Below are 12,854 nucleotides of genomic sequence, written 5' to 3' on the forward strand. Positions count from 1 at the left end.
CCCACAACCGCTCAGCCATCCTAGGATCCTGGCATCATCCTCCTTCGCCTGGGTCGGCTTGTTCTCGGCCGGTCGTCCTGGCGTTGCGCCGCCGACCGGCGTGACAGTCGACCGGCGTGACAGTCGACCCGGCCGGAGGTCACCCTCTGACGGGCACTACGGGACAAGGACAATCTTTCCCACGTGCCGCCGACGGGCGAGTTCCTCCTGAGCGTCGGCGGCCTGGTGCAGCGGAAAGGTCGCCGCGACGACGGGTGTGATCGCACCGCGCCGGGCCAGGTCCATGAGGAGTTCGAAGTGGGCGGGGGTGTGCATCGCGGAGCCGATCAGCTGCGCATTGTGCAGGTAGAGGCGGCGCACGTCGAAGGCGACCTGGTAGCCACCGAGCGCACCGGCGATCACCCATCGGCCACCGTCGCGCAACAGGGGCAGGCCCTCGCTCACGAAGGCTCCGGCGACGACGTCGAGCCCCACGTCGATGCCCTGCGGGGCGCTGGCGCGGACCTGCTCGACGACGTCCCTCGCGCGGTCCACCACGTCGTGCGCTCCCGCCGCGCGCACCGAATCGATCTTTTCTCCACTGCTGATGGCCAGGACCCGCGCGCCTCGCGCCCGCGCGATCTGCACCAGCGCCAACCCCACGCCGCCCGAGGCGCCCGAGACCAGGACGGTCTCCCCGGCCCGCAGCCGGCCCCGCTCGATCATGCCCAGCGCCGTGCCGTACGCCGTCGGCAACGCCGCGAGCTGATCGTCGGTGAGCGGTGACTCCGTCATGTCGTGCACCTGCCACGCCGGTGCGGTCACGTACTCGGCGTAACCACCGTCGCGCTCGCTGCCCATCAGGCCCACCGGGTTCGCGTCCGGACCTTCGGCGTCGTAGATCGCCGGATCGACGACCACCCTGCGGCCGACCAGGCGCGTATCCACGCCGGGCCCCACCGACACGACCCGGCCGGCCACGTCGGCGCCCTGGATGCGGGGGAACTCGATCGCCCCACGCCAGCCCGAGAGGGCCTTCGGGTCGTCCGGGCGACCGTAGGCGCCCTCCCTGGTCCACAGGTCGGTGTTGTTCAGCGCCACCGCGCTGACCCGGACCAGCACCTCCCCCGCCGCGAGGGCGGGCACGGTCACCTCCGCCTCGGTCAGCACGTCCGGCCCACCGTGCCGGATGATCCGCACGGCACGCATGGTCGTCGGCACCGCCATCAGCCTGCCCCTCCAGAAGTACACTGATCTGTGAACTACCACCGTACAGCGATCGGTGAGGAGGAGCCCCGCATGTCGGAAACGCGGGCCCGCACCCCGGCTGGCCAGCGCATCCTTGCGGCCGCCGGGAAGCTTTTCTACGACCGCGGGATCACCGCCGTCGGCGTGGATCTCATCGCCGAGCACTCAGGTCTTACCAAACGGACGCTGTACAACCAGTTCGGCTCGAAAGAACACCTCGTGACCGCCTACCTCACCGAGCGCGACCAACGCTGGCGGTCGCTCGTCCACGCCACCGTCGACGCGTGCGATGACCCCGTCGCGGCGGTTACCGCACCGTTCGACGCGCTGCGGACCTGGAGCAGGACCAACACCCGCGGCTGCGCGTTCATCAACGCGCTGGCCGAACTCCCGGACCCGGCGCATCCCGCCCACCGCATCGCCGCAGACCAGAAGCACTGGCTGCTGCACCTGTTCAGGCAGCTCGCCACCGCCGCGGGCTGCGACCGACCCGTCGCCCTCGCCACCCGGCTCCTGGTGCTGCACGAGGGCGCTCTCGCCACCCAACCACTCGCCCTCGACACCCTCGCGGAGAGCACCGACCTGGCCCGCGGCCTCGTTCGCGCCAGCCGCCGGCGCGGCGCACGAGGAGACGCGCGCCGATGATCCCGAGCGTCCCGCTTGCCCGTGACGTCGATGGCGCCGGACCACTCCTCGTCGCGACCACGGCATGGCCGAGGACCGCCGCTCCTGGGGTCGGGCGCCGCTGGCCTGGCACTTCCGTACGGTCCGCATCGACCTGCGCGGTCACGGGCGCCTGGCCACGAGTGCCGCCGTACGACCCGCTGAGCATGGCCGGCGACGTCCACGAACTCGTCCCTACCCCTGGCTGTCGGGCAAGACCCCCTGGCCGTGGGGCACTCTTACGGCGGCGGGGTGGTGGCCGCCGGACGCTGCGCCAGGACGTACGCGGATGTGGAGATGTCGCCCACCGTCACCCGTTACCCCCGCCTGGCCGACCCGTTCTGGTTCACGCGTCGGCTGATCGCCTTTGACAGCCCCCACGGGCGTTGACGTCGACGTCACTCGTCGCCGACGACCTTGACGTCCTTCCAGAACGCGACCCGGTCACGGATCATCTCGGCCTCGGGCAGCGGCTGCGGGTAGTACCAGACCGCGTCCACGCTGGTCTGGCCCTCGTGTTCCAGCGTGTAGTACGACGCGGTGCCCTTCCACGGGCAGACCGTGTGGGTGTCGGAGTCCCGCAGCAGGTCGGTGCGGAGCGCGGCGCGGGGGAAATAGTGGTTGCCCTCGACCACGACGGTGTCCGGGCTCTCGGCGATGACCAGGTCGTTCCAGATGGCTTTCGGCATGCTTCCAGACTAGGCCGGGCCGTGCCCCGGCCTAGTCTGGCGCCTCGTTTCGAAGGGGCGACCGGGCGATCCGCCGGCGACGCGGCCGACCGGAGCGAGCGACACTATTTCGATGACAGCGGCACCTCGTGCAGGGTGACGGCGTGGAGCCGACCGTCGGCCAGTTCCGCGGTGAGGTATGTCGCGTACGGCTGGCGGCGCCGGTCGGTCGGCGAGCCGGGATTGAGCAACCGCAGACCGCCGGGCGCCTCGCTGTCCCAGGGGATGTGGGAGTGGCCGAAGACGAGCAGGTCGCAATCGGGGAAGCGCGCCGCGCACCGCCGCTCCCGGCCGCTGGCCGGCCCGGTCTCGTGCACCACCGCGATGCGCACCCCGGCGACGTCCGCGCGGGCGATCTCCGGCAGTCGGGCCCGCAGATCGGGACCGTCGTTGTTGCCGTAGACGCCGATCAGCCGGGCACTGCGCCGCTCCAGATCGTCGAGCAGAGCGGCGCTGACCCAGTCACCGGCGTGGACGACAAGGTCTGCGGCGTCGACGGCGGTCCACAGCCCGGCCGGCAGGTCCCGGGCACGTTTTGGCAGGTGGGTGTCTGCCATGATGACCAACCGCACCCGGTCAGCGTAGCTGCGCCCAGGCCCGCGAACCGGGTCAGCCACCGCCAGGTTGCACTCCGTCCCGGACCGGAGCCGTGCACCGGGGTACGCCACGCCGAGCCGTACGCCCCGTCGCGGGTCTCAGGCGGCTCCGGCTGCGGACTGCGCGTCCCACATGCTGACGACCACGCCGAACACGAAGAGCTGCAACGCTGTCGCGAGCCCCGGCAGCTCGATCGCGATGTCACCGCGCCAGACGCTGGTCTTGCGGACCGAACCCACCCGGGTGTCACCGAGAACCAACTCCTCCTCGCCGCCCCAGATGGACTTACGCCGGAACTGGTAGGTCTGCCCGGCCGCCTCGACGGTCCACCGCTTACGACCCACCCGGTCGGCCGAGGCGACCGGCGCTCCCGCGTCGTCGACCATGGTGTACCTGGTGCCCCAGGCGTTGGAGCGGACCTGGAAACGCCGCCCCTCCAGCTCGAACTCGCCACCGCTGCGCCACACCGAACTGTCCCAGACGGCGATCTCCCGACCTCGGTCCGTCACCACGTAACGGCTCCGCCAGACGCTGACCCTGCGAGCTTCCACGTGACCAGGGTAGGCAACAGGGCCTCTGGACGGCATCGCGGAGGACACGCGGCAGCGAAGCCTTGCTCCTCACGCGGCGTGATGCCCGATAGTCGGTGCCATGGCGGAGCACCTGACCGTGGGGCGGGTGGCGGAGTTGGCCGGCGTCAGCGTCCGCACCCTGCACCACTACGACGAGATCGGCCTGCTCGAACCGTCCACCCGCACCACGGCCGGGCACCGGGCCTACTCCGCCGACGATGTCGAGCGGCTCCGGGAGGTGCTCGCCTACCGGCGGCTCGGTTTCGGGCTGCGCGAGATAGCGGATCTGGTCGACGATCCGGCCACAGACGCGGTCGCGCACCTGTGCCGGCTACGGGGCCTGCTGCTGGATCAGCGCGATCGCGCTGCCGCCATGGTCTCGGCGATCGACCGGGAGCTGGACGCGCGGGCGAGGGGAATCAGGACGACACCGGAGGAGCAGTTGAGAGTGTTCGGGACACAGTTGTACGACGCCATCGGATCCGCCTACCCCGCGACCCGGCGCACCGAGCCACGGATCGCCGCGCGTATCTGGGCTGCCCTTGGTGACGCCCGAACGGTACTCAACGTCGGAGCCGGCACCGGCTCGTACGAGCCACCCGATCGCGACGTCACGGCGGTGGAACCGTCGCTGGTCATGCGGGCGCAGCGGCCTCCCGGCGCGGCACCATGCGTGGCCGCGGCGGCGGAGAGTCTGCCGTTCGAGGACCAGTCCTTCGACGCCGCGATGGCGGTCAGCACCGTCCACCACTGGCCGGACCCGGTCGCCGGGCTGCGCGAGATGCGACGGGTGGCCCGCCGGGTGGTGGTGTTGACCTACGACGCCGACGACACCCGCTGGCGTCAACGATTCTGGCTCACCCGCGACTATCTGCCCGAGTTCGCGGAGCTCCTCGTCGGGTGGCCGTCCCTGGCCGACCTGACCGGCGCGATCGGCGGACGCGCCGAGCCGGTGCTGGTGCCGTGGGACTGCGCTGACGGCTTCTTCGAGGCGTACTGGCGCCGGCCGGAGGCGTACCTCGACGATCACGTACGCCGCGCGGTCTCGGTGTGGACCAGACTCGGCCCGCAGGCCGAGCAGCGGGCGGTCGGCAGACTCCGACAGGACCTGGCCTCAGGCCGGTGGGCCGAGCGCAACCGCGACCTGGTCGCCCTCGACGCGGCGGAGCTCGGTCTCCGCCTGCTCGTGGCCTGAGCCAAGGCCCCAGCGGGAACGCTGGCGTAGGTCGGCGCTGGTGTCGCCGTCGACACCGGCGTTGACGAACTCGTATCCACGGTGTTCGGGCCGTTCACGAAGCGCACCCACCCAGTCGGCGCCGAGCGTGCCCTGCGTCGAGCTGGAGCCGGCCGCGACGACTGTGGGGCACGCGTCCGGCCGGCGACCGTCGGAGCAGGCTTCGGTTGGTGGGTTGGCGGCCGGCCGACCGAACGCGAGGTACGCGACGGTGCCTGCCGCGCCCCGGTCGCGTCGCGGTGTGAGGCAGAGCCAGAACTGTCAGAATCGGACTCAAGGAGCCGGTACGCACGGGTCGAGGGGAAGACATGAGCGACTGGAACGACAAGGTCATCGCCGAGTTTCGCGCCAACGGCGGGCAGGTGGGCGGTCACTTCGCCGGCGAGCCGCTGCTGCTGTTGCACACGGTCGGCGCCAAGAGCGGCCAGCCCCGGGTACACCCGATGATGTACCAGAAGGTGGACGGCGGCTACGCCGTGTTCGCATCCAAAGCCGGCGCGCCCACCAACCCCGACTGGTACCACAACCTGCTCGCCCATCCGCGCACTCAAGCGGAGATCGGGACGGACACGGTCGAGTTGGTCGCCCGGGTCACCACCGGGGACGAGCGAGACCGGATCTGGAGCGCGCAGAAGGCCGCGTACCCGATCTTCGCCGACTACGAGCGGAAGACCACCCGCCAGATCCCCGTCGTCGTACTCGAACCCGCGCCGTAGCGAGCAACGATCGGAAAGGCCGACACATCCCGGTCACGATGCCGAGGTCAGAGGCCGGCCAGCTTCTCGAAGAGTTCGTTCGTCGTGTCGTAGTACCTCGTCGTCCGGCCGAGACGCGTCATGCCGAGCCGCCGGCAGACGGCCTGGGAGGCACGGTTGTCCGGGTTCGTGACCGCGATGACCCTCGTCAGACCTTGGTCGAACGCGTCGTCCAAGACCGCCGCCGCTGCTTCGGTGGCGTAGCCGTGCCCCCAGACGTCCGGATGCAGGTGCCAGCCGATCTCGACATCGGTCGGGCCGCCGGTAGGTTCGCCAGCCGACAGGGGAATCGGTTTGAGCAGGAGGTTTCCGACCAACTGACGGTCTGTCGCGGTGGTGATGGCCCAGATCCCGTGGATCGGATCGTCGATGGCGCATCGCCGTGCGATCGAGGCGAGGGCGTCCTCGCGGCTGTTCATGAGTGTCGGCCGCGCGCCCAGGAACCGCACGACATCCCAGCGCGACTCGAGATCCAGAAGGAAGTCGGCGTCCTCCTCGCCCCAGGGACGCAGCAGCAGGCGATCGCTCGCGATGGTGCGCATCTCACCCAACCTAGTGCTCCGGCCGGGGCCGAGGAAGCGCCAGGACGGGTATCACTGTTGCGGGCGAGGCTTGGTGACAGTGAGGGCCCAGCCACGGCCACGCGCCCACGTCGCATCATCCACCGAGGGCACCTTCGGTGGGTACTCGTGCGATGGTCTGGTGGCCGAGCAGTACGAGTTGCTGACCGCCGAACCGTGCATCGCCGGAAAGAGCCCCGCGAACCTGGCGACCTGGTACGTCGACGACATCGACCAGATCGTCGACGAACTCGTCTCGTCCGGCGTCGAGATGATCAGGTACGACCAGTTGGACCATGACGCCAGGGGAATCACCGCGCGGGCCGGCGGTGGACGCATCGCGTGGTTCCAGGATCCCGACGGCAACACCTTCGCCCTCGAAGCCGATACCTGACGGTCCGGCCACCGGCTGCCGGCATCCGGCCAGTTGGACCTGTGCGTGTCGGCACACCGACGGGGGCTACCGGTGGCGGTTGCGGGGGTGTTTCTTGGCCGTCCGCTCGTTGCCGTGTTTGTAGTTGCCGGTGATGCGCGCCATCAACTCCTGAGGATCTTCGGTGTTCACGTCGATCAGGAATCGGGCCGCAGCGGCACCCCGAAGCACGCCAGCCTGCCGGCCGTGATGGAGCAGTTCGACGTCACCGTTCTTGCGGAGGCGGTAGGTGAATCCCTCAGGTGCACCAGGCATCGCCGTATCCTCCCCGCCGGCCGCACCGCACGCGACCCAATTAGGCTGCCGGGCAGGACCGGGCAGGGCAGGGCAGGACCGGACCGGGTCGGGCAGGTCGGTCGCAGCAGGCCAACGGCGGCGTACGGTCACGGCGACCGGTGCGTCGGCTCCCAGAGCAGGATCTGGCGGTGATGGCTGAAGCCGTTGCGCAGGTAGAAGTCGACCGCGCGGCGGCCGGAGTGGACAGTCACGTGCAGCAGCCGCCGGGCGCGGGCCTCGGCCAGGATTGCGGACATCAGTGCGCCGCCGACGCCGCGGGTTGCGGTACTCCGCACGGACCTCGACCGACTGGATGTCGCCGTACCAGCGCTCAAGCGATCCGTGAGCCGGCACCCGTTGCGCGACATGAGGGCGATGTTGCCTCTGCTGAGTGACGGTCTGGGATGCTACGTCCATGCCTTCCTACCCACCCACCTTCGCCGACCAGGTCGTCGCACAGCCAGCCAAGGCCCAGTTCGAGGCGTTCATCGACGAGCACCGCCGGGCGCTCACCAGCTGCCTGGACGGGCTGACCGAGGAGCAGGCCCGCCGCTCGTTGGTGGTTTCCCGGACCACGCTGCTGGGTCTGGTGAAGCATGCGACGTTCGTGGAGAAGGTCTGGTTCGACGAAGCCGTCACGTGCCGGTCGCGTGCTGAGATCGGCATTCCGGCGACGCCGGACGAGTCGTTCGTCCTTGATGACGGCGACACGATCGCCAGCGTCCAGCAGGCGCACCGCGAGGCCTGCGAGGCGTCACGCCAGGCGACGTCGTCCCTGGGTCTGGACGACCTACTGCACGGCAACCGACGGGGGCCGCTGCCGCTGCGGTGGGTGTATCTGCACGTGCTGCGCGAACTCGCCCAGCACTGTGGGCACGCCGACATCCTCCGCGAGCAGCTGATCAACGAATAACACGTGAGCCTGGCAGCCGGCGACAGCGGAGGTCCCTGATGCCGTTACCACCGGACAGTCATGTGCACAGTGAGTGGTCATGGGACACCCGGGTCGGCGACATGGAAGGGTCCTGCGTGCGGGCCCTCGAACTCGGGTTGCCGGCGATCGCCTTCACCGAACACCTGGATCACACGGCGTGGCGGGTCGCGACCGAGGGCCCGTACGTCTCGGACCACCTCACCTCGCTCGCCGACGCCGGCGGGATACTGACGCCGCCCCCGTTCGACGCCGCCGGATATCTGGCAGCGGTGGAACGCTGCCGGGAACGGTTCCCCCAGCTGCGCATCCTCAGCGGTCTCGAGCTGGGTGAGCCCCATCGCCACGCCGATCAGATCGCGCGGGTGCTGGCCACCGGCAGGTTCGACCGCCTTCTCGGTTCCCTGCACACCCTCCCCGATCGGGGAGGCTTCGCCGAGCCCTGGGCGATCTACCCGCACCGTGATCCCTACGAGCTGGTCCGCGCGTACCTCGCCGATGTTGCCACCATGGTCACCACCAGCGACACGTTCGCCGTGCTGGCACACATCGATTATCCGGTCCGTTCCTGGCCGACCGACGACGTGGGTCCGTTCGATCCCACCGTGTTCGAGGACGAGTTCCGCGAGACGTTGCGGACGACCGCGTTGTCCGGTCGGGCTCTGGAGGTCAACACCCGGCTGCCGTTGCACGCGAGCGTGCTCGGCTGGTGGCACGAGGAAGGCGGCGACGCGATCACTTTCGGCAGCGACGCGCATCTGCCGACCTTCGTCGGACACGGCTTCCGGGAGGCCGCGCAGCTGGCGGAGGCGCACGGCTTCAGACCCGGCAGTAGCCCCCACGACCTGTGGGGTCGCGCATGAACGGCATCCCGACACCGACCGAGATCGTGCTGGTCCGGCACGCCCGCTCCGTCCCGCCGACCGCCGACGGTCCGGACGATTTCACCCGCCCGCTGACCAGGGACGGGCTGCGGCAGGCGCAGGAGCTGGCGCCCGCGCTCACCGAGCTACGGCCGGCGGCGGTCTGGTCCAGCCCGTACCGGCGCGCGATCCAGACCGTCCAGCCGACGGCCGACGCGCTCGGCCTGCCCGTGCACACCCTGGCCGAACTGCGCGAGTGGGACGACGGCCTCGCCTTCACCGAGGTCTGGGAGTCGCATTACGCCAGGAGCTGGGCGGAGCTTTCCCACGCCCGCCCGGGCGGAGAGAGCCTAGCGCAGCTCGGCATCCGCGCCGTCGCCGCGCTGCGGACGCTCGTACGCCACCACCCTGGCCGGATCGTTGTCGTCGGGAGCCACGGCACCTTCATCTGCCGGGCGCTGGCTGGCTTCGGCGTGCCGGTCGACTGGGCCGCGGCGCGCCAGATGCCGATGCCCGCGGTCTACCGACTTCGCTTCACCAACCCGCGCACCAGCCCCGAGGTGTCCCGCTGGACCTGATCGCCTCGGCCGGGCCTCAGGCGGTCACCGTCGCGTCCGGCCCAGCTGACCTCGGCCACATTTGGGGAAACCGGCCGAGCCAGGCGAACGGGTTCCCGGCCGCAGGCTGTCAGGGCAGCTCGATCGGGAGGCTGATGCCGTCCAGGCTGTGCGGACAGGGACAGTTCCGCTTCACCGGAAGTGCGGCTACCGCGTCGAGCAGCAGCCCGCGCAGCCGCTCGGTGTTCTCGCCGAAGACCCGGAACACCTCCTGCTGGGTCACCCCGTGGCCGCTCGCCACGCCGGCGTCCAGATCGGTCACCAGGGCGATCGAGCTGTAGCAGAGAGCCAACTCCCGGGCGAGAACCGCCTCCGGGTGGCCGGTCATGTTGATGACCGCGCCGCCGACCGTCGCGTACCACCGGGATTCGGCGCGGGTGGAGAAGCGCGGCCCCTCGACCACCACCATGGTTCCGCCGTCGTGGGCGGGCACCGAGCGGCCGTTGGCAGCCGCGAGCAGGGTACGCCGACCGACCGGGCAGTACGGGTCGGCGAAGGAGACGTGTACCGCACCCTGCTCGTAGTACGTCTGCACCCGGCCGCTGGTCCGGTCGACGAGTTGATCGGGCACCACGAACGTGCCGGGCCCTAGTTCCGGCCGCAGGCCACCGACGGCACACGGCGCGAGTATCTGGCGTACCCCGAGCGACCGCAGCGCCCACAGGTTGGCCCGGTAGGGAATCCGGTGCGCAGGGTGCCGGTGGTCGCGGCCGTGTCGAGGGAGGAACGCCACCGTACGGCCGCCGACGTAGGCGATCGTCACCGCGTCGGATGGCGCACCGTACGGCGTCTGGACGACGTGTTCGGTGGCGCCGTCGAGCAGCGCGTAGAGACCCGAGCCACCGATGACGGCGAGTTCTGCGGATGGGGACACGCTCACCTCCAATTTCTACCGGCCGGGTGACGGCCTACCACGTCGTCAGGAGCAGGTGGTTGATCGCGAGCGCCACCGCCGCCTGAGCAATGAGCCAGGTACGGCGACCGCTGGCGGGAATCAGGGCGGCGCCGGCCATGAGCCACCCGGTGAAGGGCAGCCAGATGCGTTCGACCTCGGCCTTGCTGTAGCCGGACAGATCCGCGGCGACGATCGCCGCCGCCGCGGCGACGGGCAGCAGCCAGCAGGCGTGACCGAGGGGGGCGTGCTGCGGCCGCAGCAGACCGTCGCGCGGCCGCAGCGACGAGACCGCCCGCCATCCGGCGACCGCTGCGCGGCGGAGGATGACGGCGGCCGCCGGGCCGGCGGCGACGGTGAGGATCGCCAGGTTGGCCCAGACCCAGTAACCGTACGCGCGCCGGCTGGCGACGCCCTGGTAGTACCGCTCGATGACCAGGTGATAGCCGGTCAGCCAGTCGAAGCCGGCGACCGTGAACGCGCCCACCACCAGCGCCGCACCCCCGAGCGCCCACCAGGCGGCGGGCCGGTGCCGGTGGCCCAGGATCACCACGGCGACCACGACCGGAACCATCAGCACCAGCCCGTAGGAGAGGTAGCAGCCGAAACCCAGCAGCACGCCGCCGCCGAGCGCACCGACGGCGCTGCCCCGGGTGACGCCGTGCGCCAGCAGTGCGACGCCGATGGCGGTCACCCCGGCGAACAGGCCGTCGGCGGACACCCCCGACCAGACCACCCCCGGGAACAACACCGCGAACGGCAGCACGGCCCGCGCCGCGTCGTCGGTGCCGAGCAGCCGCACGGTGTGCGGCACGGCGACGGCGGTGAGCGCCGCCGTGAGGATGCACAGCACCCCCGCCCAGCCACCACCGCTCAACCCGACGCGGTCGAGCCAGACGAACACCAGCAGCGCTCCGGGCGGATGGCCGGACACATGGGTGGTCCAGGAGTCCGGTTGGAAGTCGAGGATCCGGGTGGTGAAGGCCGCCAGCATGGCGGGGATGTCGGTGACCCCGGGCACCTCGTGCAGGTACTCGTGGTGGGTGGTCAGCCGGCCGGCGATGCCGCGCTGCCAGCCGTCGACGAGTGCCAGCGACAGGGTCCAGGCCAGCGCGGTGGCGTAGGACAGGACGAGCAGCCACCGCCAGGGCAGCCGCGCCGCCAACGCGGCTCCGCGCCAGCAGACGAGTACGGCCACCGCCAACGCCAACAGGGTGCCGGGGCCGACGTGCGGCCGCCAGTGTGCGTACAGCGGCGCCGCACTGGCGTGCACCGGACGCCCCAGCAGGTGCAGCAGGCCGCCGACACCGGCGGCGGCGGCGAACAGCCCGACGGCGACGCCGACGGCGGTCAGGTCGGCCCGTGTGGTGGTGCGCCGCAGTCGGGCGCGCGGCGCCGTGCTCATCCGCGCAGCGGTGCGTGGGCGAACTGCCGGACTCCGTCGGCCAGCCGGACCGCCGCGCGGAATCCGAGTTCGGCCTGGGCACGGGCCGGCGAGGCGACCACGTGGCGTACGTCGCCGAGCCGGAACTCACCGGTGACCACCGGCGCGGGCCCGCCGGCGGCCCGGGAGAGTTCGGCGGCCATCTCACCGATGCTGGCCGGGTGGCCGGAGGCGACGTTGTAGGCCCGCCAGCCGGCACGGCTGCCGGTGGCCGTCACCGCAGCGACGTTGGCCGCCGCCACGTCGTCGACGTGGACGAAGTCGCGTCGCTGGCGACCGTCCTCGAACACCCGCGGGGCACGTCCCGCCGCCAGCGCGGACCGGAAGATCGCCGCGACGCCGCTGTACGGCGTATCGCGCGGCATGCCGGGCCCGTACACGTTGTGGTACCGCAGCGCCACCGCGGTGCCACCGGTCTGCCGGCACCAGGCCGCCGTGAGGTGCTCCTGGGCGACCTTGGTGGCGGCGTACACGCTGCGCGGGTCCAGTGGTGCCTCCTCGTCGACGAGTCCCGGCTCCAGGGCCGCGCCGCAGGCGGAGCAGGCGGGCTCGAAGCGCCGGGCGGCCAGGTCGGTGGCGGCGCGTGGGGCGGGGCGTACCGCACCGTGCCGGGCGCAGGTGTAGGCGCCCTCGCCGTAGACGACCATCGAGCTGGCCAGCACCAGCCGGTGGATGCCCGCACGGGCCATCTCGGCGAGGAGCACGGCGGTGCCGAGATCGTTGCAGCCGACGTACTCGGGCAGGTCGTCGAGGTCCACGCCGAGCCCGACCATGGCCGCCTGGTGCACCACCACGTCGACGCCGGTCAGGGCGGCGGCGACGGCGGCCCGGTCGCGCAGGTCGGCCCGGCACAGCGGGGCGCCGGCCACGGTCTCCGGCAGTCGCGCGCGGTGCGCGCCGGGGTGGCCGGCGTCCACTACGGACACCTGGTGACCGGCGCGGTGCAGCGCGGCGACGACATGGGTCCCGATGAAACCGGCTCCGCCGGTGACGAGTACGTGGGTCACGCGCCGACGCTAGAACCAGCCGGGTGCCGGAGGCGGCCCTGACGGGCAGCCGTCA

The 12,854-nt window shown here is 71.3% G+C and carries 17 protein-coding genes; 7 read left to right on the forward strand and 10 right to left on the reverse strand.

Annotated elements, in window-relative coordinates:
• Positions 1-156: 156 nt before the first annotated feature.
• Positions 157-1,206, reverse strand: a complete 1,050-nt coding sequence (locus tag O7601_RS23805; RefSeq protein ID WP_281563311.1) for a zinc-binding dehydrogenase — start codon at positions 1,204-1,206, stop codon at positions 157-159.
• A 72-nt stretch (positions 1,207-1,278) separates the two neighbouring features.
• On the opposite strand from O7601_RS23805, the gene O7601_RS23810 reads away from it, so the two are divergent.
• The gene (locus tag O7601_RS23810; RefSeq protein ID WP_281563312.1) at positions 1,279-1,872 is read left to right on the forward strand and encodes a TetR/AcrR family transcriptional regulator; all 594 of its coding nucleotides are present in this window, start codon (positions 1,279-1,281) and stop codon (positions 1,870-1,872) included.
• Positions 1,873-2,288: 416 nt separating this feature from the next.
• Here the strand turns inward: O7601_RS23810 and O7601_RS23815 are convergent, their stop codons facing one another.
• From O7601_RS23815 to O7601_RS23825, 3 genes are all read right to left on the reverse strand, one after another.
• Positions 2,289-2,579, reverse strand: coding sequence for a DUF427 domain-containing protein (locus O7601_RS23815; protein WP_281563313.1), 291 nt, complete (start codon positions 2,577-2,579; stop codon positions 2,289-2,291).
• A gap of 104 nt (positions 2,580-2,683) precedes the next feature.
• A complete protein-coding gene (locus O7601_RS23820; RefSeq protein WP_281563314.1) occupies positions 2,684-3,190 on the reverse strand; it encodes a metallophosphoesterase in 507 nt (168 codons plus the stop codon).
• A gap of 123 nt (positions 3,191-3,313) precedes the next feature.
• The gene (locus O7601_RS23825) at positions 3,314-3,766 is read right to left on the reverse strand and encodes a hypothetical protein (RefSeq protein WP_281563315.1); all 453 of its coding nucleotides are present in this window, start codon (positions 3,764-3,766) and stop codon (positions 3,314-3,316) included.
• A 100-nt stretch (positions 3,767-3,866) separates the two neighbouring features.
• On the opposite strand from O7601_RS23825, the gene O7601_RS23830 reads away from it, so the two are divergent.
• Positions 3,867-4,982 (forward strand): MerR family transcriptional regulator, encoded by a 1,116-nt coding sequence (locus O7601_RS23830; RefSeq protein ID WP_281563316.1) that lies wholly within the window; start codon positions 3,867-3,869, stop codon positions 4,980-4,982.
• A gap of 347 nt (positions 4,983-5,329) precedes the next feature.
• Positions 5,330-5,737, forward strand: a complete 408-nt coding sequence (locus O7601_RS23835; RefSeq protein WP_281563317.1) for a nitroreductase family deazaflavin-dependent oxidoreductase — start codon at positions 5,330-5,332, stop codon at positions 5,735-5,737.
• Between the two features lie 47 nt (positions 5,738-5,784).
• Here O7601_RS23835 and O7601_RS23840 read toward each other — a convergent pair whose 3' ends face one another.
• The gene (locus O7601_RS23840; RefSeq protein ID WP_281563318.1) at positions 5,785-6,318 is read right to left on the reverse strand and encodes a GNAT family N-acetyltransferase; all 534 of its coding nucleotides are present in this window, start codon (positions 6,316-6,318) and stop codon (positions 5,785-5,787) included.
• Positions 6,319-6,391: 73 nt separating this feature from the next.
• Between O7601_RS23840 and O7601_RS23845 the strand changes: the two genes are divergently transcribed.
• Complete coding sequence (locus O7601_RS23845) at positions 6,392-6,730, forward strand: hypothetical protein (protein ID WP_281563319.1); 339 nt, start codon at positions 6,392-6,394, stop codon at positions 6,728-6,730.
• A 66-nt stretch (positions 6,731-6,796) separates the two neighbouring features.
• Here the strand turns inward: O7601_RS23845 and O7601_RS23850 are convergent, their stop codons facing one another.
• Both O7601_RS23850 and O7601_RS23855 read right to left on the reverse strand, forming a co-directional pair.
• Positions 6,797-7,024, reverse strand: coding sequence for a hypothetical protein (locus O7601_RS23850; protein ID WP_281563320.1), 228 nt, complete (start codon positions 7,022-7,024; stop codon positions 6,797-6,799).
• A 128-nt stretch (positions 7,025-7,152) separates the two neighbouring features.
• A complete protein-coding gene (locus O7601_RS23855) occupies positions 7,153-7,302 on the reverse strand; it encodes a hypothetical protein (protein ID WP_281563321.1) in 150 nt (49 codons plus the stop codon).
• Positions 7,303-7,460: 158 nt separating this feature from the next.
• Here O7601_RS23855 and O7601_RS23860 point away from each other — a divergent pair, with 158 nt between their 5' ends.
• Genes O7601_RS23860 through O7601_RS23870 form a run of 3 tightly spaced genes read left to right on the forward strand, consistent with a single transcriptional unit; the run spans position 7,461 to position 9,417 of the window.
• Positions 7,461-7,958: a DinB family protein gene (locus tag O7601_RS23860; RefSeq protein ID WP_281563322.1), complete on the forward strand. Its 498-nt coding sequence runs from the start codon at positions 7,461-7,463 to the stop codon at positions 7,956-7,958.
• Between the two features lie 38 nt (positions 7,959-7,996).
• Entirely contained in the window at positions 7,997-8,839 is an 843-nt protein-coding gene (locus O7601_RS23865; protein ID WP_281563323.1) for a PHP domain-containing protein, read from the forward strand.
• Positions 8,836-9,417 (forward strand): histidine phosphatase family protein, encoded by a 582-nt coding sequence (locus tag O7601_RS23870; RefSeq protein WP_281563324.1) that lies wholly within the window; start codon positions 8,836-8,838, stop codon positions 9,415-9,417. Before O7601_RS23865 ends, O7601_RS23870 begins: the two co-directional genes overlap by 4 nt.
• A 109-nt stretch (positions 9,418-9,526) precedes the next feature.
• Here the strand turns inward: O7601_RS23870 and O7601_RS23875 are convergent, their stop codons facing one another.
• From O7601_RS23875 to O7601_RS23885, 3 genes are read right to left on the reverse strand one after another with little or no spacing between them, the layout of a single operon-like run.
• Positions 9,527-10,330 (reverse strand): S-methyl-5'-thioadenosine phosphorylase, encoded by an 804-nt coding sequence (locus tag O7601_RS23875; RefSeq protein ID WP_281567016.1) that lies wholly within the window; start codon positions 10,328-10,330, stop codon positions 9,527-9,529.
• 34 nt (positions 10,331-10,364) lie between these two features.
• Positions 10,365-11,753: a hypothetical protein gene (locus O7601_RS23880; RefSeq protein ID WP_281563325.1), complete on the reverse strand. Its 1,389-nt coding sequence runs from the start codon at positions 11,751-11,753 to the stop codon at positions 10,365-10,367.
• Positions 11,750-12,799: an NAD-dependent epimerase/dehydratase family protein gene (locus tag O7601_RS23885; protein ID WP_281563326.1), complete on the reverse strand. Its 1,050-nt coding sequence runs from the start codon at positions 12,797-12,799 to the stop codon at positions 11,750-11,752. The genes O7601_RS23880 and O7601_RS23885 overlap by 4 nt, the downstream gene beginning before the upstream one ends.
• Positions 12,800-12,854: the final 55 nt, after the last annotated feature.

The organism is Verrucosispora sp. WMMD573 (genome assembly GCF_027497175.1).
Taxonomy (GTDB): domain Bacteria; phylum Actinomycetota; class Actinomycetes; order Mycobacteriales; family Micromonosporaceae; genus Micromonospora.

Bases quoted from the DNA above. Each gene is read 5' to 3' on its own strand.
- O7601_RS23880 (WP_281563325.1), bottom strand. From the start codon at position 11,753: ATGAGCACGGCGCCGCGCGCCCGACTGCGGCGCACCACCACACGGGCC.
- O7601_RS23805 (WP_281563311.1), bottom strand. From the start codon at position 1,206: ATGGCGGTGCCGACGACCATGCGTGCCGTGCGGATCATCCGGCACGGT.
- O7601_RS23860 (WP_281563322.1), top strand. From the start codon at position 7,461: ATGCCTTCCTACCCACCCACCTTCGCCGACCAGGTCGTCGCACAGCCA.
- O7601_RS23835 (WP_281563317.1), top strand. From the start codon at position 5,330: ATGAGCGACTGGAACGACAAGGTCATCGCCGAGTTTCGCGCCAACGGC.
- O7601_RS23830 (WP_281563316.1), top strand. From the start codon at position 3,867: ATGGCGGAGCACCTGACCGTGGGGCGGGTGGCGGAGTTGGCCGGCGTC.
- O7601_RS23870 (WP_281563324.1), top strand. From the start codon at position 8,836: ATGAACGGCATCCCGACACCGACCGAGATCGTGCTGGTCCGGCACGCC.
- O7601_RS23840 (WP_281563318.1), bottom strand. From the start codon at position 6,318: ATGCGCACCATCGCGAGCGATCGCCTGCTGCTGCGTCCCTGGGGCGAG.
- O7601_RS23865 (WP_281563323.1), top strand. From the start codon at position 7,997: ATGCCGTTACCACCGGACAGTCATGTGCACAGTGAGTGGTCATGGGAC.
- O7601_RS23850 (WP_281563320.1), bottom strand. From the start codon at position 7,024: ATGCCTGGTGCACCTGAGGGATTCACCTACCGCCTCCGCAAGAACGGT.
- O7601_RS23855 (WP_281563321.1), bottom strand. From the start codon at position 7,302: ATGTCCGCAATCCTGGCCGAGGCCCGCGCCCGGCGGCTGCTGCACGTG.
- O7601_RS23810 (WP_281563312.1), top strand. From the start codon at position 1,279: ATGTCGGAAACGCGGGCCCGCACCCCGGCTGGCCAGCGCATCCTTGCG.
- O7601_RS23815 (WP_281563313.1), bottom strand. From the start codon at position 2,579: ATGCCGAAAGCCATCTGGAACGACCTGGTCATCGCCGAGAGCCCGGAC.